General features: G+C 74.3%; 20 protein-coding genes. 6 read left to right on the forward strand and 14 right to left on the reverse strand.

Translation table 11 applies throughout. The features are described from left to right. Window positions 1–27: 27 nt before the first annotated feature. Window positions 28–537, forward strand: a complete 510-nt coding sequence (locus J4E96_RS14050; RefSeq protein ID WP_227422714.1) for a Gmad2 immunoglobulin-like domain-containing protein — start codon at window positions 28–30, stop codon at window positions 535–537. A 21-nt stretch (window positions 538–558) separates the two neighbouring features. Here the strand turns inward: J4E96_RS14050 and J4E96_RS14055 are convergent, their stop codons facing one another. The 5 genes from J4E96_RS14055 to J4E96_RS14075 all read right to left on the reverse strand — a co-directional run bounded on the left by J4E96_RS14055 (window position 559) and on the right by J4E96_RS14075 (window position 5,093). Next, on the reverse strand, window positions 559–1,347 hold the full coding sequence (locus J4E96_RS14055) for a 16S rRNA (uracil(1498)-N(3))-methyltransferase (RefSeq protein ID WP_227422715.1): 789 nt from the start codon (window positions 1,345–1,347) through the stop codon (window positions 559–561). A gap of 37 nt (window positions 1,348–1,384) precedes the next feature. Continuing rightward, window positions 1,385–2,518, reverse strand: a complete 1,134-nt coding sequence (dnaJ, locus tag J4E96_RS14060; protein WP_227422716.1) for a molecular chaperone DnaJ — start codon at window positions 2,516–2,518, stop codon at window positions 1,385–1,387. A gap of 49 nt (window positions 2,519–2,567) precedes the next feature. Next, entirely contained in the window at window positions 2,568–3,593 is a 1,026-nt protein-coding gene (gene hrcA, locus J4E96_RS14065) for a heat-inducible transcriptional repressor HrcA (protein ID WP_227422717.1), read from the reverse strand. Window positions 3,594–3,759: 166 nt separating this feature from the next. Further along, on the reverse strand, window positions 3,760–3,933 hold the full coding sequence (locus tag J4E96_RS14070) for a DUF1059 domain-containing protein (RefSeq protein ID WP_227422718.1): 174 nt from the start codon (window positions 3,931–3,933) through the stop codon (window positions 3,760–3,762). After that, window positions 3,933–5,093 carry an EAL domain-containing protein gene (locus tag J4E96_RS14075; protein WP_227422719.1) on the reverse strand — a complete coding sequence of 387 codons (1,161 nt, stop codon included), beginning with the start codon at window positions 5,091–5,093 and terminating at the stop codon, window positions 3,933–3,935. Before J4E96_RS14075 ends, J4E96_RS14070 begins: the two co-directional genes overlap by 1 nt. Window positions 5,094–5,246: 153 nt before the next feature. On the opposite strand from J4E96_RS14075, the gene J4E96_RS14080 reads away from it, so the two are divergent. The 3 genes from J4E96_RS14080 to J4E96_RS14090 all read left to right on the forward strand — a co-directional run bounded on the left by J4E96_RS14080 (window position 5,247) and on the right by J4E96_RS14090 (window position 7,085). Beyond that, complete coding sequence (locus J4E96_RS14080) at window positions 5,247–6,122, forward strand: DUF3097 domain-containing protein (RefSeq protein ID WP_227422720.1); 876 nt, start codon at window positions 5,247–5,249, stop codon at window positions 6,120–6,122. Between the two features lie 67 nt (window positions 6,123–6,189). After that, window positions 6,190–6,525, forward strand: coding sequence for a DUF4870 domain-containing protein (locus J4E96_RS14085; RefSeq protein ID WP_227422721.1), 336 nt, complete (start codon window positions 6,190–6,192; stop codon window positions 6,523–6,525). Next, a complete protein-coding gene (locus J4E96_RS14090) occupies window positions 6,522–7,085 on the forward strand; it encodes a DUF4870 domain-containing protein (RefSeq protein ID WP_227422722.1) in 564 nt (187 codons plus the stop codon). The genes J4E96_RS14085 and J4E96_RS14090 overlap by 4 nt, the downstream gene beginning before the upstream one ends. Before the next feature lie 29 nt (window positions 7,086–7,114). Here J4E96_RS14090 and hemW read toward each other — a convergent pair whose 3' ends face one another. From hemW to J4E96_RS14115, 5 genes are all read right to left on the reverse strand, one after another. Then, window positions 7,115–8,371: a radical SAM family heme chaperone HemW gene (gene hemW, locus J4E96_RS14095; RefSeq protein WP_227422723.1), complete on the reverse strand. Its 1,257-nt coding sequence runs from the start codon at window positions 8,369–8,371 to the stop codon at window positions 7,115–7,117. Between the two features lie 16 nt (window positions 8,372–8,387). Next, a complete protein-coding gene (lepA, locus tag J4E96_RS14100) occupies window positions 8,388–10,256 on the reverse strand; it encodes a translation elongation factor 4 (protein WP_319637684.1) in 1,869 nt (622 codons plus the stop codon). An 82-nt stretch (window positions 10,257–10,338) separates the two neighbouring features. Beyond that, window positions 10,339–11,178 carry a transglutaminase family protein gene (locus J4E96_RS14105; RefSeq protein ID WP_227422724.1) on the reverse strand — a complete coding sequence of 280 codons (840 nt, stop codon included), beginning with the start codon at window positions 11,176–11,178 and terminating at the stop codon, window positions 10,339–10,341. Window positions 11,179–11,209: 31 nt separating this feature from the next. Then, window positions 11,210–12,139 (reverse strand): alpha-E domain-containing protein, encoded by a 930-nt coding sequence (locus J4E96_RS14110; protein WP_227422725.1) that lies wholly within the window; start codon window positions 12,137–12,139, stop codon window positions 11,210–11,212. Beyond that, on the reverse strand, window positions 12,133–13,704 hold the full coding sequence (locus J4E96_RS14115) for a circularly permuted type 2 ATP-grasp protein (RefSeq protein ID WP_227422726.1): 1,572 nt from the start codon (window positions 13,702–13,704) through the stop codon (window positions 12,133–12,135). The genes J4E96_RS14110 and J4E96_RS14115 overlap by 7 nt, the downstream gene beginning before the upstream one ends. A gap of 89 nt (window positions 13,705–13,793) precedes the next feature. On the opposite strand from J4E96_RS14115, the gene J4E96_RS14120 reads away from it, so the two are divergent. After that, entirely contained in the window at window positions 13,794–14,267 is a 474-nt protein-coding gene (locus tag J4E96_RS14120; protein ID WP_227422727.1) for a type II toxin-antitoxin system PemK/MazF family toxin, read from the forward strand. A gap of 163 nt (window positions 14,268–14,430) precedes the next feature. Continuing rightward, a complete protein-coding gene (gene rpsT, locus J4E96_RS14125; RefSeq protein ID WP_227422728.1) occupies window positions 14,431–14,691 on the forward strand; it encodes a 30S ribosomal protein S20 in 261 nt (86 codons plus the stop codon). 100 nt (window positions 14,692–14,791) lie between these two features. Here rpsT and J4E96_RS14130 read toward each other — a convergent pair whose 3' ends face one another. From J4E96_RS14130 to J4E96_RS14145, 4 genes are all read right to left on the reverse strand, one after another. Next, window positions 14,792–16,123, reverse strand: coding sequence for a helix-turn-helix domain-containing protein (locus tag J4E96_RS14130; RefSeq protein ID WP_227422729.1), 1,332 nt, complete (start codon window positions 16,121–16,123; stop codon window positions 14,792–14,794). 189 nt (window positions 16,124–16,312) lie between these two features. Next, window positions 16,313–16,453, reverse strand: coding sequence for a hypothetical protein (locus J4E96_RS14135; RefSeq protein ID WP_227422730.1), 141 nt, complete (start codon window positions 16,451–16,453; stop codon window positions 16,313–16,315). Between the two features lie 246 nt (window positions 16,454–16,699). After that, window positions 16,700–17,740, reverse strand: coding sequence for a DNA polymerase III subunit delta (gene holA, locus J4E96_RS14140; RefSeq protein ID WP_406619900.1), 1,041 nt, complete (start codon window positions 17,738–17,740; stop codon window positions 16,700–16,702). An 81-nt stretch (window positions 17,741–17,821) separates the two neighbouring features. Then, entirely contained in the window at window positions 17,822–19,336 is a 1,515-nt protein-coding gene (locus J4E96_RS14145; RefSeq protein WP_227422731.1) for a ComEC/Rec2 family competence protein, read from the reverse strand. Window position 19,337 lies beyond the last annotated feature (1 nt).

Raw genomic sequence — 19,337 nt, forward strand, 5'->3', positions numbered from 1 at the left:
AAGCCGTCACATTTCTACGGAGGACGCATGAACCGCAGCACGAGATCCCGACCAGCCTTCGCGTTCGCCGCGGCCGCGGTCGCCGCCGCCGCCCTGGTCCTGACGGGCTGCGCCGGCACGGCGGAGCCGGGCGACTCGTCGTCGTCGAGCGAGAGCGCGTCGCCCACGCTGGACGCGACGACGCCCCCGGCCGAGCCGACCACCCCGGCGACCGATCCCGCCGCCGAGCCCACCGGCACCACGGTCATCGAGGCGCCCGTCGACGGGTCGACGGTTGCCGGACCGCAGGTGGCGGTCTCGGGCCAGGGCACCGCGTTCGAGGCGACGCTCTCGTGGCGCATCCTCACGGCCGGCACCGAGGACGTCGTGCAGGAGAGCTACACGAACGCGGGGGCGAACGGCGAGATCGGGCCGTTCGCGTTCACGGTCGAGCTCGCGCCCGGGACCTACACGCTCGAGGTCTGGGAGCCGGACATGTCCGACGGCGCCGCGGGCACCCCCACCGCCCGCGCCACCACCACGTTCACGGTCTCGTAGCGGTGGGCCACCGGCCCCGGGCTACCAGCGCTCGAGCCGCGTGGCCAGCAGGGCGAGCGCGACCGGGCCAGCGGTGGAGGTTCGCAGGATGTGCGGCCCGAGCCGGACGGGCAGAGCGCCGGCAGCCGTGAGGGCGGCGATCTCGCGGTCGCTGATGCCGCCCTCGGGGCCGACGACGACAAGCAGCTCGAGCGCGGCCGCGGGGGTCCCGGGCGCGGCGGCCCGGGCCCCGGGGAGCTCGACCTCCCACAGCGGGACGGTCGCCTCCTCGTGCAGCACGAGGACGGCGCCGCCGGCTGCGACGACGGCGGCCGCCCGGGCCACGAGGCCGCGCCCGTCGACGGCGACCTCGACGACGGGCATGCGCGCGCGGCGGGCCTGCTTGGTCGCGGCGCGCACGGTGCCCTGCCAGCGGGCCCGGCTCTTGGCCGCGCGGTCGGCGCGCCAGACGACGATCGAGCGCTCGGCCTGCCAGGGCAGGACGGCGTCCACCCCGACCTCGGTCGCCGCCTCGATCGCAAGCTCGTCCCGGTCGCCCTTGGCGAGCGCCTGCACGAGCACGAGCGCGATCGGCGGCGCGGGCTCCTCGATCAGCTCCGCGACGCGCACGAGCACCCCGTCGGCGCCCGCCGACTCGACCGTCCCCACGATCCGGGTGCCGGCGCCGTCGACGACGTCGACCCGCTCCCCCGCGCCGCGGCGCTGCACCACGCCGGCGTGGCGCCCCTCGGCGCCGACCAGCGGGTAGGAGGACCCGGCGTCGTAGCCCGCGAGCGAGCCGGGCTCGGCGAGGAAGACCGGGGCGCTCACCGGGCGACTCGCCCGGCGAGCGCCCGCGCGCGGGTCGTCACCGGCCGGAGAGTTTCTCGCGGAGCTTCGAGAACACCCCGCCGTGCGCGGCGGACAGCCGGGCCTCGGGGCGCTCCTCGCCGCGCAGCGCGGCGAGCCGACGCAGGAGCGTCTCCTGCTCGTCGTCGAGCGCGGTCGGCACCTGCACGTCCACGTGCACGTGCAGGTCGCCGCGCCCGCCCACGTGCAGGTGGCCCACGCCGAGGCCCCGCAGGGTCACGACGTGCTGCGGCTGGGTGCCCGGGCGCAGGTCGACGTCCTGGGCGCCGTCGAAGGTGTCGAGCGTCATGACGGTGCCGAGCGCGGCGGCGGTCATCGGGACCTCGAGGGTGCAGTGCAGGTCGTCGCCGCGGCGCACGAACGTCTCGTGCTCGCGCTCGCGGACCTCGAGGTACACGTCGCCGGCGGGGCCGCCGGCGGGGCCGACCTCGCCCTGGCCGGTGAGCTTGATGCGCGTGCCGGTGTCGACGCCGGCGGGCACGTCGACCGTGAGGGTGCGGCGCGAGCGCACGCGTCCCTCGCCCGAGCACTCCGGGCACGGCTCGGGGATGACGGTCCCGTATCCGTGGCACGCGGCGCACGGCGACGACGTCATGACCTGGCCGAGGAACGACCGCGCGACGCGCTGCACGACGCCGCGTCCGCCGCACACGTCGCAGGTGCGCGGGGACGAGCCGGGGCGGCAGCACGAGCCGGCGCAGGTGGTGCACACGACCGCGGTGTCGACCTGGAGCTCGTGGTGCGCGCCGAAGACGGCGTCGACGAGGTCGAGGTCAAGGCGTACGAGCGCGTCCTGCCCGCGGCGCGCGCGCGGGATCGGGCCGCGCTGCGCGCTGGCGCCCTGGGCCGCGCCGAAGAACGTCTCGAAGATGTCCTGGAAGCCGAAGCTGCCGCCCGCACCGCCAGCGCCGCCGCCGGGGGCCGACGGGTCGGAGCCCATGTCGTAGCTCCGCCGCTTGTCGGCGTTGCCGAGCACCTCGTAGGCGCGCGTGACGTCCTTGAACCGGTCGTCCGAGCCGTCGCCCGTGGCGACGTCCGGGTGGAACTCGCGGGCGAGCTTGCGGTAGGCCTTCTTGATCTGCTCGGGGCTTGCGTCCCGGCCGACCCCGAGGATCTGGTAGTAGTCGTTCACTGGTCGCCTTCTGCGTGCTTTGCTGGGGGCTTCGGGGCAGGTGCACTCGTCATGCGGCGAGGATCCGAGACAGATAGCGTGCCACGGCTCGGACCGCGGCGATCGTGCCGGGGTAGTCCATCCGGGTCGGGCCGATCGAGCCGATCCGCGCGAGCGAGTCGCCGTCCGCCCCGTACCCGGTGGTCACGAAGCTCGTCTCGAGCAGTCCCTCGTGGTGGGTCTCGTGCCCGATCCGCACAGACACGGCGACCGAGTCCTCGGCCATCTCGGTCAGCAGCCGCATGAGCACGACCTGCTCCTCGAGCGCCTCGAGCACGGGCGAGAGCGTGTGGGTGAAGTCCATGCCGCCGCCGCGCGCGAGGTTCGCGGTGCCCGCGAGCACCACCCGCTCCTCGCTCTCCTGCGCGAGCGTCTCCTCGATGATGTCGATGACCGCCTGGACGAGCGGCCGATCGGCCGGGCAGAACGCGGCGGGGACGGCGGCGAGCGCGCCGACCAGCTGCGCGAGCCGCCGGCCGGTCGCGACGGCGTTCAACCGGGTGCGCATCTGCGCGATGAGGTCCTCGCTCAGCGGCCCCGCGAGGTCGAGGGTGCGCTGCTCGACGCGGCCCGTGTCGGTGATGATGACGACGAGCAGGCGGCGCTCCCCCACCGGCACGAGCTCCAGGTGGCGCATCGCCGACTGCCGCAGCGAGGGGTACTGCACGACGGCGACCTGCTGCGTCAGCTGGGCGAGCAGCCGGACCGAGCGGTCCACGACGTCGTCGAGGTCGACGGCGTTCTCCAGGAAGTCCGAGATCGCGCGCTTCTCCGGGGTCGACAGCGCCTTGACCGCGGACAGCCGGTCGACGAACAGCCGGTAGCCCTTGTCGGTCGGGACGCGGCCGGCGGAGGTGTGCGGCTGGGCGATGTACCCGCCCTCCTCGAGGGCGGCCATGTCGTTGCGGATCGTCGCGGGCGACACCCCGAGGCCGTGCCGCTCGACGAGCACGCGCGATCCGACGGGCTCGCGCGTGAGGACGTAGTCCTCGACGATGGCGCGCAGCACGTCCAGCCTGCGGTCCTCGCTGCTCATCGCCCCTCCTTCACGCGTCTGACGGCCTTGGCGCATGACGGCGAGTGGCACGTGGCACTCAGCGTCGGCGAGTGCCAATTCTACGCTGTCGCCTGCGCTGTGTCTCAGCGCGGCCGCTCGCGCGGCGGGCGGGGGTGCGGCGGGCGGGGACGGCGCCCCGGCGCCGTCAGCCGACCGGCACCATCGCGCCGCGCACCTGCTCGACCAGGCCCGCCGGGAGCTCGGTCAGGTGGTGCTCGTGCAGGGCGTGCGGCACGAGGGCGGCGAGGATCTCCTGCTCGGTGCCCTCGACGGACCAGGCGCAGCCGGGGACGACGTCGCCGCAACGGAATCGCTTCATCAGACTTCTCCTCTATCGGGGGAACTTCGGGGGCTATCGGGGGAACTGCGGGGGCTCTCGGCGAGGACGACGTCGATCAGGTCCCGGACCTCGACGAGGCCCATCACGACGCCGCGGTCGTCGGTGCACACGACGGGCGCGAAGTGCCACGCGGCGGGCCGCGCGATGGCCCGGCGCAGCACGTCGCGGGGGTCGGAGGACGGCGCCGCGACCAGCGCCGGCACCCGGTGCAACCCACCCGCAGGATCGGCGACGACGACGGCGCTCGCCCGCCCGGCGGCGTCGACGACGATCGTGCCGGTCTCGGGCGGCTCCGTCTCGGCCGGCGCCGGGCGATGGACGACGGCGTGGCGCACCAGGGCGGCGATGTGACCGCCGAGGGCGACCCGCGCGGACTCCTGGTGCAGGAACGCGCGCAGGTCCGGCGCGAGCACCGACCAGGCGTCGGCCGGCCGGCCGGTGACCCAGCCCTGGACGAGCGGCACGCCGATCCGGACGATCTCGGCGAGCTCCGCGCGCGTCTCGACCCCCTCGGCGAGCAGCCAGGCGTCCATCTGGCCCGCGAGCTCGCCGAGCAGGCGGACGGCGGTGCGCTTGACCGGGTCCTGGTCGATGCCCTCGATGAGGCCGCGATCGAGCTTGACGATCTCGGGCCGGATCCGCAGCAGCTGGACCAGACCCGCGTACCCGGTGCCGGCGTCGTCCATCGCGATCAGCCCGCCCGCCGCTCGCACCGCCGCGAGGCTCTCGGCGAACGCGACGTCGTCGCCCGACTCGACGTGCTCGGTGAGCTCCACGACCGCGCCGGCGAGCGGCCCGGAGCCGAGCAGCGCCGCCAGCACGTCGGGCCGGATGAGCAGGTGCGGCTCGACGTTCACGGTGCAGAACAGGTGCGGGTTCACGGCGCGCAGGCGGTGGAACTCCGCGAGCACGGCGATGGTCAGCGCCGCGTCGAGACCGAGCCGGCGGGCGTGGTCGAACCACACGTCCGGCGACGCCTGCGGCGGCCCGGCGAACCGCGACAGCAGCTCGTAGCCCCCGACCTGGCCGCGCGCGACGTCGATGATCGGCTGCGCGACGAGGCGCAGCCCGTCGCCGTCGATGGCGCGCCGCAGCGCGCGGTCCCAGCGCACGTCGGCGGGGGCAAGCGTCGTCGCCATCGCTCACGCTCCCCGGTCCGGTCGGGCCCCGGCGCGCCCAGGGCTCTCGTGACCTCCCTATCGACCGGCCGCGCGTCCTTGTGAATACCTCCGCGAACTCGGCGCGCGGCGTGTGCCGGCGGGATCCGCGGGCCGGCTGCCTACGCTGGCGCGGTGAGCCCCACCGATCGCTACGCCGCCGACGTCCTCGCCCCCGACCCCGACGGCGTGCGCCGGGGCGGGCACGCCCCGCGGCGGCCCACGTCCGTGCCGGTCGCGGCGTCGGCGGGCCTCGTGGTGGAGGACGTCACCTCCGGCTGGGTCGGCGCCGTCGTGCGGGTCGAGAAGTCCGGCGGCATGCACGTCGTGGTGCTCGAGGACCGGCGGGGCGCGACCCGGACGTTCCCGCTCGGGCCCGGCTTCTGGGTGGACGGCGCGCCCGTGATCCTCACCCCGCCGGCGGGCCGCGCCGCGCCCACCCCGGCCCGCCGCACGGCGTCGGGGTCGGTCGCGGTGCACGGCGCCCGCGCGCGCGTGGCGCGGGGCAGCCGGATCTGGGTCGAGGGCAAGCACGACGCCGAGCTCGTGGAGAAGGTCTGGGGCGACGACCTGCGCATCGAGGGCGTCGTGGTCGAGATGCTCGACGGCGTCGACAACCTCGCCGACGCGCTGCGCGACTTCGCCCCCGGGCCGGGGCGGCGCGTCGGCGTGCTCGTCGACCACCTCGTGCGCGGCTCCAAGGAGAGCCGGATCGCCGCCGACGCCCTGCGGACTGTGCCCGCCGGCACGGTCCTGGTGCTCGGCCACCCCTACGTCGACGTGTGGCAGGCGGTGCGGCCCGAGCGCGTCGGGCTCACGCAGTGGCCGGTGATCGAGCGGAGCATCGAGTGGAAGCTCGGGATCCTGCGCGAGCTCGGCTGGCCCGCGGCCGAGCAGGCCGACGTCGCGCGCGCCTGGCAGCGGATCCTCGCGAGCGTGCGCTCGTTCGCGGACCTCGAGCCGGCCCTGCTCGGCCGGGTCGAGGAGCTCATCGACTTCGTCACGGCCTGACCGCCGCCGCTCGCCGCCGCTTCGCTACGATGCGAGCAGATGCGTGAACCAGCGGGAAAGGCGCGTGATGGCAGACCTGGATCCGGCGCAGACCCGCCAGTGGGCCGGGCTGGCGCACCTGGGCGGGATCGCGTTCGTCCTGCCGTCGCTGATCATCTGGCTGGTCTACCGTGACCGCAGCGCGTTCGTCGCGCAGGAGGCCAAGAAGGCGCTGAACTTCCAGGTCACCGTGGCCATCGGGTATGCGATCGTGCTCGTGCTCGCGGTCATGTCGGTCCCGTTGACCGGCCTGATGCGGATCGCGATCTTCGTCACGTCGGCCATCTTCTCGATCCAGGGCTACCTTGCTGTCCAGCGCGGCCAGTCCTACCGCTATCCCTTCTCTCTGGAGCTGATCTCATGACCTCGACCGGTGCCGACCACAACGACGAGGCGCCGCAGGACGCCGTCCCGCAGCCGCCCGCGGGCGCTGTCCCCCCGCCGCCCCCCGCCGCCGGGGCCTACCCGCCCCCGCCCGCGCCCGGATACGGCCCGCCGCAGGGCTCCTACTCGCCGCCGCCCCAGCAGGAGTACGGCCAGCCGCAGGCCTACCCCCAGCAGGGCTACCAGCCGGGCTACAACGTCAGCCCGCCGCTGTCGGACTCCGACCAGCGCCTGTGGGCCGTGCTGTCCCACCTCGGGACGCTCGTGCTCGGGTTCCTCGCGCCGCTGATCGTCTGGCTCGTGTTCAAGAACCGCGGCGCGTTCGTGGACGACCAGGCCAAGGAGTCGCTCAACTTCCAGATCACGATCACGATCGCCTCGATCGTGCTCGGGATCGTCTCGCTGATCACGCTCGGGATCGGCGCGCTGCTGTACATCCCGTTCGGCATCGCGGTGCTGGTGTTCATCATCATCGCCGCCGTGAAGTCCAGCTCCGGCGAGCGGTACCGGTACCCGCTCACCTTGCGCCTCGTGAGCTGAGATTCGCCTGGTGAACTGAGAACAGTCGGTCAGTCGGTCAGCTCGCGGATGACGGCATCCGCGAGCAGCCGACCCCGCAGCGTGAGCAGCGCGCGGCGGCCGCCGCCGTCGGCCCCGAGCGCGGCGCGGCCGTCGAGCAGCCCGTCGGCGACGAGCCCCGCGACCGCGTGCCGCGCGCGCTCGGACACGTCGGCGAGCGCGAGCCCGTCGGACAGGCGCACGCCGAGCATGACCCGCTCGAGCGCCGTCGTCGCCGGGTCGAGCGTCTCGCGGCCGGCCGCCGGGCTCACGCCCGACTCGAGCCGCTGCGCGTAGGCGCGCGGGTGCTTGACGTTCCACCAGCGCACGCCCCCGGAGTCGCCCCCGCCGACGTGCGAGTGCGCGCCCGGACCGATGCCCCACCAGTCGTCCCCGCGCCAGTAGGCGAGGTTGTGCCGGCAGGCCTGGGCCGGCGTGCGGGCCCAGTTGCTCACCTCGTACCAGCCCAGCCCGTCGGCCGCGAGCATCGCGTCGGCGAGCTCGTACTTCGCCGCCTGGTCCTCCTCGGTCGGCAGCGCAAGCTCGCCGCGGCGCACCTGGGCGGCCATCTTCGTGCCCTGCTCGACGACGAGCGCGTAGGCCGAGACGTGGTCGACGCCGGTGGCCAGCGCCGCCTCGACGCTCGCGCGCCAGTCGGCCACCGACTCCCCGGGCGTGCCGTAGATGAGGTCGAGCGACACCGCGAGGCCGGCGTCCTTCGCCCACCGCACGACGTCGGGGATCCGGCGCGGGTCGTGCGTGCGCTCGAGGGTCGCCAGCACGCGCGGGACGGCGGACTGCATGCCGAACGAGACCCGGGTGAAGCCCGCGCGCGCCAGCTCGGCGAGCGAGGCGGGCGTCACGGAGTCGGGGTTCGCCTCGGTCGTGACCTCGGCGCCGGGCGCGAGCCCCCAGGCCGAGCGCGCACCCTCGAGCATCCGCGCGAGGTCGCCGGGCGGCAGCACTGTCGGGGTGCCGCCCCCGACGAACACGGTCGACAGCGGGCGGGCCGGCAGCCCGGACCGCGCGAGCACCGCCCGGGCCAGCTCGATCTCGCGCAGCGCGGTGTCGGCGTAGGCGGCCTGGTTCGCGCCCCCACCGAGCTCGTTCGCGGTGTAGGTGTTGAAGTCGCAGTACCCGCAGCGCACCGTGCAGAACGGCACGTGCAGGTACAGCCCGAACGCGCGGCCCGCGGCGCCGGTCACGACCGAGGCCGGCAGGGCGCCGTCGTCGGGCGCGGCGTCGCCGTCGGGGAGTGCGGGGCTCACGGCCGGTCGCCCCGCGCTACTTCTTCTTGTCCTTGGGGTCCGCCGCGTCGGAGGAGAGCGCGGCGATGAAGGCCTCCTGCGGGACCTCGACCCGGCCGATGACCTTCATGCGCTTCTTGCCCTCCTTCTGCTTCTCGAGCAGCTTGCGCTTGCGGGTGATGTCTCCCCCGTAGCACTTGGCGAGCACGTCCTTGCGAATGGCGCTGATCGTCTCGCGCGCGATGACCCGGGCGCCGACGGCGGCCTGGATCGGCACGTCGAACTGCTGGCGCGGGATGAGCTTGCGCAGCTTGCCGACCATCATCACGCCATACGCGTAGGCCTTGTCCTTGTGCACGATCGCGCTGAACGCGTCGACGGCCTCGCCCTGGAGCAGGATGTCGACCTTGACCAGGTCGGCCGCCGCCTCGCCCGTGGGCTCGTAGTCGAGGGACCCGTACCCGCGCGTCTTGGACTTGAGCTGGTCGAAGAAGTCGAACACGATCTCCGCGAGCGGGAGCGTGTACCGCATCTCGACCCGCTCCTCCGAGAGGTAGTCCATGCCGAGCAGGTCGCCGCGGCGGCCCTGGCACAGCTCCATCACGGCACCGATGAACTCGGCGGGGCACAGGATCGTGGCGCGCACGATCGGCTCGCGGATCTCGCCGACCTTCCCGGCCGGGAACTCGCTCGGGTTGGTGACCGTGACGACGGACTTGTCCTCGAGCGAGACCTGGTAGACGACGTTCGGCGCGGTCGAGATGAGGTCGAGGTCGAACTCGCGCTCGAGCCGCTCGCGCACGATCTCGAGGTGCAGCAGCCCGAGGAAGCCGACCCGGAACCCGAACCCGAGCGCGACGGACGTCTCGGGCTCGTACACGAGCGCGGCGTCGTTGAGCTTGAGCTTGTCCAGCGCGTCGCGCAGGATCGGGTAGTCGGAGCCGTCGATCGGGTACAGCCCCGAGAAGACCATGGGCCGGGGATCGCGGTAGGCGCCGAGGGACTCCGCCGCGGGCTTGTTCGCGTTCGTCACCGTGTCGCCGACGCGGGACTGGCGGACGTCCTTGACCCCGGTGATCAGGTAGCCGACCTCGCCGACCCCGAGGCCCTTGGTCACGACGGGCTCAGGGGAGATGACGCCGATCTCGAGCAGCTCGTGCGTGGCCCGGGTGGACATCATGACGATCTTCTCGCGCGGGGACAGGTCGCCGTCGACGACCCGGACGTACGTCACGACGCCCCGGTAGGTGTCGTAGACCGAGTCGAAGATGATCGCGCGCGCGGCCGCGGCCGGGTCGCCGGTGGGGGCGGGGATCGTCGCGACGATCTTGTCGAGCAGCTCGAGCACGCCGTCGCCGGTCTTGCCCGACACGCGCAGGCAGTCGTCCGGCTCGCCGCCGATGAGCTTCGCGAGCTCCTCCGCGTACTTCTCCGGCTGGGCCGCGGGCAGGTCGATCTTGTTCAGCACCGGGATGATCTGCAGGTCGTTCTCGAGCGCGAGGTAGAGGTTCGCGAGCGTCTGCGCCTCGATGCCCTGCGCCGCGTCGACCAGCAGCACGGCGCCCTCGCAGGCGGCGAGCGAGCGGGAGACCTCGTATGTGAAGTCGACGTGCCCGGGGGTGTCGATCATGTTCAGCGCGTACGGCACCCCGTTCGACTCCCACGGCATGCGCACCGCCTGGGACTTGATCGTGATGCCGCGCTCGCGCTCGATGTCCATCCGGTCGAGGTACTGCGCCCGCGCGGCCCGCGCGTCGACGACGCCGGTGAGCTGCAGCATGCGGTCAGCGAGGGTCGACTTGCCGTGGTCGATGTGCGCGATGATGCAGAAGTTGCGCAGCAGCTCGGCCGGGGTGGCGCCGGGCTGGATGCGCTGGCTCAGCGCCAGGCTGGGGATCGGGGACAACGGGTGGTACTCCAAAGGGCTGGGGGTTCGTCCCGCGCGTTCGCAGGCGGCCGTCGGGCGGAGGCCTCCATGGTCCCACGCCTCAGGCCTCGCGAGTGATCTGCACCTTCACGTCGAGCTGTTCGGCCGCGGTGCCCGCGTAGATGCCGCGCAACGGGGCGACGTCGTTGTACTCCCGGCCGCGGGCGAGCACGACGTGGCGATCCCCCGCGTACACCCGGTTCGTCGGGTCGAACCCGGTCCACCGGCCCGCCCACCACTCGATCCACGCGTGCGACTCCCCCACCACGGTCTGGCCGAGCTCCCCGCCCGTGCGCGGGTACAGGTAGCCCGAGACGTACCGGGCCGGGATGCCGACCGCGCGCAGCGCGCCGAGCGTCAGGTGCGCCATGTCCTGGCACACGCCGGTGCGCGACTCCCACGCCTCGCTGGCCGGGGTGTGCACCGTGGTCACGCCCGGCACGTACTCGAGCTCGGCCCGCACGACCCGGCAGATCGCCTCCGCGGCCGCCGCGGGGTCGGCGCCGGGCAAGCACCCCGACGCGAGGTCGACGACGGCGGCCGGCACGGTCGTCGTCGTCGTCGCCCCGAGCAGCTCGCCGTACAGGTCCCGGGTCCGCTGCCCGTGCACGACGTCCCAGCCCGCGCCGGGCGCGCCCGACGCCGCCGGGTCGAGCTCGACCGTGGACCGGGCCGTGATGACCAGCCGCTCGTGCGGGTGGGTGATCTCGAACGCGGACACCGCGGTGCCCCAGTAGTCGACGAAGTCGTGCCGCCAGGACAGCGGGGTCACGTCGAGGCTCGAGGCGAGGACGCGTTGGCCCGGCTCGGACACCGGGATCATCCGCGCCTCGTTGTACGACGCCGTCACGGGCCCGGCGTAGCGGAACGCGGTCGTGTGCGTGACGCGCAGCCGGCTCATGCGATCTCCCCTGGAACGTCGGCTCGCGCCATCACAACGCCTCGCCGACCCACACGGTCGGCGCCCCGGAGGGGAAGTACCGCGACCTGATGGCGTCGCTCGCCGCCGAGCAGGACCGCTGCACCGTCTCCATCTTGGTGGGCAGCCGGGTCAGGATGCTCTCGAGCGAGGCGTACTCCAGGCTCGTGCGCGCGTGCCCGAGGTGCAGCCGCGCGTCGTTGATCGTCGCGCCCTCGGCCGGCAGCTCCAGCGCGTCGAGGCACCGCTCGGCCTGGCCGAGCGCGTGCACGATCGAGCGAGGGAACGGCTGGTCGATGAGCAGGAAGCCCGCCGCGCTCGCGTCGGAGACCCGGCCCCGGTAGCGGCGCAGGTACGACTCGTACGCCCCGCACGAGCGCAGCAGCGTCGCCCAGTCGGGCCCGCCCGCTCCCGCGAGCGCGCGCGTGGTGAGCAGGCGCGCCGTCATGTCGGCGCGCTCGATGGACCGGCCGAGCACGAGGTAGTGCCAGATGTCGTCGCGCGCGGTCGCCGAGTCCACGATGCCCGCCACGATCGCGGCGCGCTCGCGCACCCAGTGGAAGAAGTCATGCGGCTGCGCGGTGTGCAGGTGCTCGGGCAGCTGGTTGTAGGTGCCGTTGACGGCCTCCCATAGTTCGGTCGAGATGATCTCGCGCGCGCGGCGCGCGTTCTCGCGCGTCGCGACGATCGAGCCCGCGATGCCGGTCGGCGAGTCCCGGTCGTAGGCGAGCACCTCGAGCACGTGCGCCCGGCCCACCGCGACGTCGTCGGCCGGGACCGGGCAGTCCATCACCGACAGCAGGGAGCGGCAGGCGAGGTTCTCCTCCGCCCAGGGGTCCTCGAGCAGGCTCTGCACGTGCACGTCGAGCAGCCGTGCGGTGTCGTCGGCCCGCTCGACGTACCGGCCGATCCAGAACAGGGACTCGGCGATGCGGCTCAGCACGCGGGCGCCTGCGCCGTCTGCTGCTGCTGCATCGCCTGCGGGCGGACGTCGTCCGGGTTCGCGTCGACGGGCACGGCGGCCTGCTTCGCGACCGACGACGGGCTGTCCTCCGGCCGGCGGGCCCGGATCGGCAGGTGCCGGCCGATCACCCAGGTGTCCTTCGAGCCACCTCCCTGGGAGCTGTTGACCACGAGCTCGCCCTCGGGCAGCGCGACCCGGGTCAGGCCGCCGGGCAGGACCCAGATCCGCTTGCCGTCGTTCACGGCGAACGGGCGCAGGTCCACGTGCCGCGGGCGGAGCTCGTCGCCGATCAGCGTCGGGACGGTCGACAGCTGCACGATCGGCTGCGCGATCCAGCCGCGCGGGTCGGCGAGCAGGCGCGTGCGCAGGGCGTCGAGCTCGCCGCGCGTGGCGCTCGAGCCGACGACGAGGCCCTTGCCGCCCGAGCCGTCGACGGGCTTGACGACGAGCTCGTCGAGCCGGTCAAGCACCTCCTCGAGCGCGCCGGGGTCCTCGAGGCGCCAGGTGTCGACGTTGGCGATCACCGGCTCCTCGCCCAGGTAGTAGCGGATCAGGTCGGGCACGTAGGTGTAGACGAGCTTGTCGTCCGCGACCCCGTTGCCCACGGCGTTCGCGATCGTGACCGTGCCCGTGCGGGCGCAGGTGAGCAGGCCCGGGCTGCCCAGCGCCGAGTCGGACCGGAACGCCACCGGGTCGAGGTACTCGTCGTCGACGCGGCGGTAGATGACGTCCACGCGGCGCCGGCCGTTCGTGGTGCGCATCCAGACCCGGCCGGCCGAGCAGAACAGGTCCCGTCCCTCGACCAGCTCGACCCCCATGGTCCGGGCGAGCAGGGAGTGCTCGAAGTACGCGCTGTTGTAGACGCCGGGCGTGAGCACCACGACGGTCGGGTCACTCGCGCCGTCGGGGGCCGCCGCGATGAGCGCGGCGAGCAGCCGCTGCGGGTAGTCCGAGACGGTCCGGATCCGCAGCGCGGCGAACAGCTCCGGGAAGGTCTGCGCCATGGCGCGGCGGTTGGAGAGCACGTAGCTGACCCCGCTCGGCACGCGCACGTTGTCCTCGAGCACCCGGAACTTGCCCTGCTCGTCGCGGATCAGGTCGATGCCCGACACGTGCACGCGCACGCCGTTCGGCGGCTCGATGCCGGCCGCGGCCCGGTGGAAGTGGCTGGAGGAGGTGATGAGGGAGCGCGGGACCACCCCGTCGGCGACCGCGGCCTGGGGCCCGTACACGTCCGCGAGGAAGGCCTCGAGCGCGCGCACGCGCTGCGCGACCCCGGGCGAGATCAGGTCCCACTCGTCGCCGCCGATCACCCGCGGCGCGACGTCGAGCGGGAACGGCCGCTCCTCCCCCGCGAAGTCGAACGTGACGCCCTGGTTCACGTAGGACCGCGCGAGCCGCTCGGCGCGCCCCCCGAGCTCCGTCGCCGACATCTGCACCAGCGCCTGGTGGACGTGCCGGTACGCGGCCCGGACCTGCCCGCTCCGGTCGAACATCTCGTCCCACGCAGCCGCCTGCGGGTAGCCGTCGAACAGATCCGCCATGTGTGCAAGTTAGTGCGCCCGTGTTTCCGGCGTAAGTCGTGCTGAGCCGGGCCGGGCCGGGCCGCGGGCCCCGGCACTAGGGTCCTCGGATGACGAGCACACGACTGGTCGACCGGCTCCGCGCCCGCGTCCGCGCCCTCACCGGGCGCGGCGCGCGGGCCGTGAAGCCCGCCCGGCACCCGGGCGACTTCCACGGCGTCGTGCACCCGCTCTACTCGCCCGAGCTCGACGGGTCGGCGGACCCGGGCGAGATCGTCTGGACCTGGGTGCCGTACGAGGAAGACCCGAGCCGCGGCAAGGACCGGCCGGTCCTGGTCGTCGGGCGGGACGGGCGCTGGCTCCTCGGGCTCCTGCTCACGAGCAAGGACCACACCCTCGATGCCGCCGACGAGGCCCGGCACGGCCGCCGGTGGCTGGACATCGGTGCAGGTGCCTGGGACGCGCGCCGCAGGCCGAGCCAGGTCAGGCTCGACCGCGTGCTGCGGCTGGACGCCGACGCCGTCCGGCGCGAGGGCGCGATCATCGACCGGGCGGTGTTCGAGCGCATCGCTGCCGCACTCTGAACCGCGCCCGGTGCGGTAATATACTTTCTCGCGTGTCCGCCCAGGTCGGCGGGCACAGTTCCAGCTCCTCTCCGCGGGTGTCCCCACGCCCCAGTCCCGGAGCTGGGCAGCCCTCTACGACCTGTCAGATCCTTTTTCTGCGAGCGCACAAGAGAGTTCACACGTGGCAAACATCAAGTCCCAGATCAAGCGCATTGGTACCAACGAGAAGGCGCGCCTGCGTAACAAGGCCGTCAAGTCGGAGCTGCGCACGCACGTGCGCCGCGTCCGGGAGGCCGTCGCCGGTGGCGACAAGGCCTCGGCGACGGTTGCCCTCACGGCGGCCTCGACCAAGCTTGACAAGGCCGTCTCCAAGGGCGTCATCCACGCCAACCAGGCTGCCAACAAGAAGTCGGCGCTCGCGAAGGTCGTCAACGCCCTCTGAGGCGTTGACGACCAGCAGCTGCCCGACCTGACCGACATCGAAGGGCGCCACCCCCGCGGGGTGGCGCCCTTCGGTGCGTCTGGGGCCGAGCGGCGGGCCGTCAGGCGCCGGGCGAGCTGGCCCGGGCCGCGAGGATCGACGCCGGGACCATCGGCCGCAGGCCGGCCTCGCGCAGCGCGCGATCGAACGACCGTGCGGCCTCGGCGACGTCCCCCTGGGCGAGGAAGCGGTCGCCGAGCTCGCGCCAGGCCGCCGCGGACTGCCGGCTCGCCGCCATCATGCCGAGCATGTCGGCCGACCACCGGTAGGTCTCGGCCGCCCCGACGGCATCGCCGCGCGCGAACAGCGCGTCGCCGAGCACGAGGTGCGCGCTGCACAGGTCCAGCCGGGGCTTGTCTCCGAGACGCGTGATGGCGCGGCGCGCGGCGTCCTCGGCCCGGACCGGATCGCCGAGCATCAGATGGGCGCGCGACGACTCGATCTCGCCGAACGCCACGTCCACCTCCGAGCCGATCACCGCCAGGTCCGGCGCGGCACGGCTGATCTGCTCGAGCGCCGCGATCGGTTCGGCCGGCTCGATGCGCAGCAGCAGCCAGGCGTAGTGCAGCCGCAGCCGCGCGACGTCGCGGCTCGAACCGCTCTCGCCGATGAGCGCGAGCGCCCGGGAGGTGTACCGCTGCGCGAGCGCGTAGTCGCGGCGCTCCTCGGCGACGATCGCGGCGTTCCAGTACACGCTGCCACGCCCGCGTGGGCTGCCGAGGGCGTCGGCCTGCTCGATCAGCTGCGCGGCGCGGTGCGTCGCGAAGAGGATGTCGCCGCGCTCGACGTACGCCCACAGGATCGTCGAGCCCAGGCGCAGGTGCTCGTCGATGCCCGCGAGGCCCGCGCCCTCGAGCTCGGTGACGACCTGCTCGCCGACGTCGACGCTGCGATGCAGGTCGCCCGCCTGCAGGTACGAGATCACCAGGTCGGTCGCGATCGTGGCCGCGTCGAGGTGGTGGCCGCGGGCGCGCTCGCGCGTCAGGAGCGGCTCGAGCACCCCGATCGAGGCCTCGAGGTCGCCGAGCCCCTCGTGCGCCCGGGCCAGGGTCATGAGGATGTCGGTGTGCAGCAGCGACGCGATAGCGCTGAGGTCGAGCGCGAGCATGCGGTCCCGAGCCTCCCCCGGAGCCCCGCTGTCGAGGGCGAGCTTGGCGTAGTCGATCTCGAGCCGCGCCTTCGCCTCGCTCGGCCCGCTCTCGCCCTGCCGGAGAAACTCCGTGGTGGTGTCGAGCCGCGCGGCGAGGACGCCGAGCGAGCCGTCGGTCGGCTCGCGCCGGCCGCTCTCGATCAAGGAGATGTAGCTCGGGGAGAAGTCGGACCCGGCAAGCGCCGTCTGCGAGAGGCCGGCGGCTATGCGCAGCGCCCGGATGCGGTCACCAATATCCGTCATGGGAAGTCAGCCTATCTGTGACGCGACCGCATCGGGGGATTTCAAAGTTTCATCCTGTCCTCCGCCCGCTCGCGCTGCCCGGGTCCGCACGCCCCCTGACGTGTGATCCGGACGGCGCCGAGCGGGCGCCGGGTCGTGCGTGGTGACTCGTTCACCGGGGCCCACCGCACGTCAGGCCGCCGGCCGTGCTCAGAAGGTCCCGCGGCAGCAGCCGATCCCGCCCTGGATGGTCAGGACCGCGTCCACTGCCCCGGACTCCGGAGCTGCTGCCCCGACTGCCCAGCCAGCGGCAAGCACCAGCGCGACGAACGAGGTAGCGATCGGGTTCACGGGGTTCTCCTGTCACGGTTAGATGACCGCTGGGTCACGGTCATCCTGACTGAAAAGATCGCTGGTCGACCCGCCGTTGTCAAGGCGAACTCCCAGGTCACATCCCTCGCCCCGGGGCGCCACGCACGGCCGGGCCTGCTGACAGGCCGACGACTGGGCCGGACGGGTGAACGAGGGCCGCGAAAAGTTCACCCGACGGCGATCGACGCGACGGGGCGGTCCCGACCGGCTCGGCGCCGGGTTCGGTCAGCGGTTGGCGGCCGCGGCCACCCGCAGCACGGCACGCTCGACCGCGAAGACGGGATCCCGGCCGGCACCCTTGACCTCCGCGTCGGCCTGCGCGACCGCCGTGATGGCCGCCGCGAGCCCCTCGGGCGTCCAGCGCGACAGATCCCGCAAGGCCCGGTCCACCTGCCAGGGCGCGAGCCCGAGATCACGCACGGCGACCGCCCCCCGGCCCCGGGTCGCGGCGACCTTCGCGAGGACGCGGAGCTTGGCCGCGATCGCCGCGACCAGGGGCACCGGGTCCGCGCCGGTCGCGAGCGCGTGCCGCAGCAGGACGACCGCCTGGCCGGTCTGGCCGGCGATGGCGGCGTCCGCGACCCGGAAGCCGGTCGCCTCGATCCGGCCGCCGTAGTACCGCGCGACGACGTCGGCGCCGATCACGCCGGTGGTGTCGACCGCGAGCTGCGCGCACGCGGCGGCGAGCTCGCGCAGGTCTGCGCCGACCGCCTCCACGAGCGCCCGGACCGCCTGGGCGTCCGCGCGCCGCCCCGCGCGCCGGAGCTCGGCCGCGGCGAACGCGACCTTGTCGGCGTCCTTCTTGATCGGCTCACAGGTCACCACGGGCGCGCCGGCCGCCCGCACGGCGTCCAGCAGCTTCTTGCCGCGCTGGCCGCCCCGGTGCACGAGGACGAGCACGACGTCGTCAGCCGGCTGCGCGAGGTAGTCCAGCGCGTCGGTGATGAGCTCGGGCGTCGCCTGCTCCACCGCCTGGACGACGACGACCCGCGCCTCGCCGAACAGCGACGGGCTCGTCACGACGCCGAGCATCCCGCGCGTGTAGGCGGCGCCCTCGAGCTGCGTCACCTCGACGTCCTGCGCGCGCTCGCGCGCCGCGGCGATCAGAGCGGCGACCGCCCGCTCGCTCAGCAGGTGCTCGGCCCCACTCACGAGCACCACCGGCGCGAGCTCGACGCTGTCCCACGTCAGGTCCGGCCCGCCCCGGCCGGACGACGAGCCGGACGACGGGCGATCAGAGCGGGGACGGCGCGCGGGGGGAGGCACCGGACCAGCCTGCCACGCGGCGCCGACCCGCCGCCCCACGGTCACGGCGTGCGCTCGACAATCCCGGCGCGCGCACACCCGTCACGGCGCGCGCGCACCCAGGCGCCGCACCGCGAGCGCGGCCGCGACCGTCAGCCCGGCGAGCGCGAGCGCGCCCGCGAACCCGCCCGGCCACGGCAGCTGCGCGGCCGGCAGCCCCGCGACCGCGCGCGCCACGGCGGCGATCCACCACGCCGCCGCGCCGGCCGGAAGCACGAGCACGGCAGCGGCGGCCGGCCACCACGGCGCGACCAGGGCCGTCAGCACGCCGAACACCGTGGCCGGAGCGAGCGCGGGCGCGACCGCGAGGTTCGCGGGCACCGCGTAGGTCGCGAGCGCGGGGTTGAGCAGGATGATCACGGGCGCGCACGCGGCCTGCGCGGCGATCGGGACCGCGATCGCGTACCCGGCGCGATCGCCGAGCACTCCCCCCGAGATCCGCCGGGAGAGGGGTTCGGTCAGCTGCACGATGCCCGCCGTCGCGAGCACCGACAGGGCGAAGCCTGGGTCGCGGCCGAGCCACGGGTCCATCACGAGCAGCGCGATCACGGTCGCGCCCAACGCCGGCAGCGCACGCGACGGGCGCCCGACGACGAGCCCGGCGAGGCCGACCGACCCCATCGCGGCGGCCCGCAGGACGCTGGGCTCGGCGTGCACGAGCACGAGCAGGCCACCCAGCGCGGCGGCCGCGGCGACCACGCGCGCGCGTCGCGGCAGCCCGACGGCGGCGGCGACCCCGAGCACGGCCGCGCCGATGATCGCGAAGTGGGCACCCGACACCGCGGTCACGTGGGTCAGCCCCGCCACCCGCATCGCCGCGTCCAGGTCCGCCGGCAGCCGCGAGGTGTCACCGACGGCGATCCCGGGCACGAGTCCGCGCGCGTCGGGTGCCAGCGGCGCGGCGACCGCCCGCAGGTCGGCCCAGATCGCGCCGACGGCACGGTCCACCGCGCCCGGCGGCGCGAGCACGCGCGGGCCCGCTCGCGCCGTCACGAGCGCGAGCATCGAGTCGCCCGGCGTGGACGGCGCGAGCGTCCCCGACACCTCGAGCCGCGCGCCGTAGGCCGCGTGCTGCCACCCCGCCCCCGCGAACACCAGGACGGGTGCGGCCGCCGGCCCGGCCCGGCCCCGGCCGCTGACCTGCTCGGCCGCGAGCTCGAGCCGGTAGCGGGTGCCGCCGCCCCACCCCCACGGCGAGGCGATCGGGACCGGCGCCGAGCGGACGACGCCGACGAGCCGCACGGTCGCACGCTGCCGCGCGAGGTCCGCGAGCGGCCCCGAGCCGCGCTCGTGCAGCTGGACCGCGCCCGCGGCCGCGACGACCGCCACCACGGCGAGCACCAGCACGACCTGTCCGGCGCCCGCGCGAGCCCACGGCCGTCGGTCGCCGCGGCCGCGGGCCAGGGTGCAGATCAGGGCGCACGCCAGGGCGCCGGCCGCCGCGACGCCCGCGACCACGAGGGCCCCGCGCGCGGTGAGCGCGACGACGGCAGCCGCCCCCGCCCAGGCGGCGAGCGCGGCTGGCACGAGCCGCAGATCCGCGACGCGCACGGGCACC

The organism is Pengzhenrongella sicca (assembly GCF_017569225.1).
GTDB lineage: Bacteria > Actinomycetota > Actinomycetes > Actinomycetales > Cellulomonadaceae > Pengzhenrongella > Pengzhenrongella sicca.

What these genes read in the sequence shown, in the direction of transcription:
- J4E96_RS14050 (WP_227422714.1), top strand. Translation starts at nt 28, where the DNA reads ATGAACCGCAGCACGAGATCCCGACCAGCCTTCGCGTTCGCCGCGGCC.
- hrcA (WP_227422717.1), bottom strand. Translation starts at nt 3,593, where the DNA reads ATGAGCAGCGAGGACCGCAGGCTGGACGTGCTGCGCGCCATCGTCGAG.
- J4E96_RS14070 (WP_227422718.1), bottom strand. Translation starts at nt 3,933, where the DNA reads ATGAAGCGATTCCGTTGCGGCGACGTCGTCCCCGGCTGCGCCTGGTCC.
- J4E96_RS14075 (WP_227422719.1), bottom strand. Translation starts at nt 5,093, where the DNA reads ATGGCGACGACGCTTGCCCCCGCCGACGTGCGCTGGGACCGCGCGCTG.
- J4E96_RS14085 (WP_227422721.1), top strand. Translation starts at nt 6,190, where the DNA reads ATGGCAGACCTGGATCCGGCGCAGACCCGCCAGTGGGCCGGGCTGGCG.
- J4E96_RS14090 (WP_227422722.1), top strand. Translation starts at nt 6,522, where the DNA reads ATGACCTCGACCGGTGCCGACCACAACGACGAGGCGCCGCAGGACGCC.
- J4E96_RS14105 (WP_227422724.1), bottom strand. Translation starts at nt 11,178, where the DNA reads ATGAGCCGGCTGCGCGTCACGCACACGACCGCGTTCCGCTACGCCGGG.
- J4E96_RS14115 (WP_227422726.1), bottom strand. Translation starts at nt 13,704, where the DNA reads ATGGCGGATCTGTTCGACGGCTACCCGCAGGCGGCTGCGTGGGACGAG.
- J4E96_RS14120 (WP_227422727.1), top strand. Translation starts at nt 13,794, where the DNA reads ATGACGAGCACACGACTGGTCGACCGGCTCCGCGCCCGCGTCCGCGCC.
- J4E96_RS14130 (WP_227422729.1), bottom strand. Translation starts at nt 16,123, where the DNA reads ATGACGGATATTGGTGACCGCATCCGGGCGCTGCGCATAGCCGCCGGC.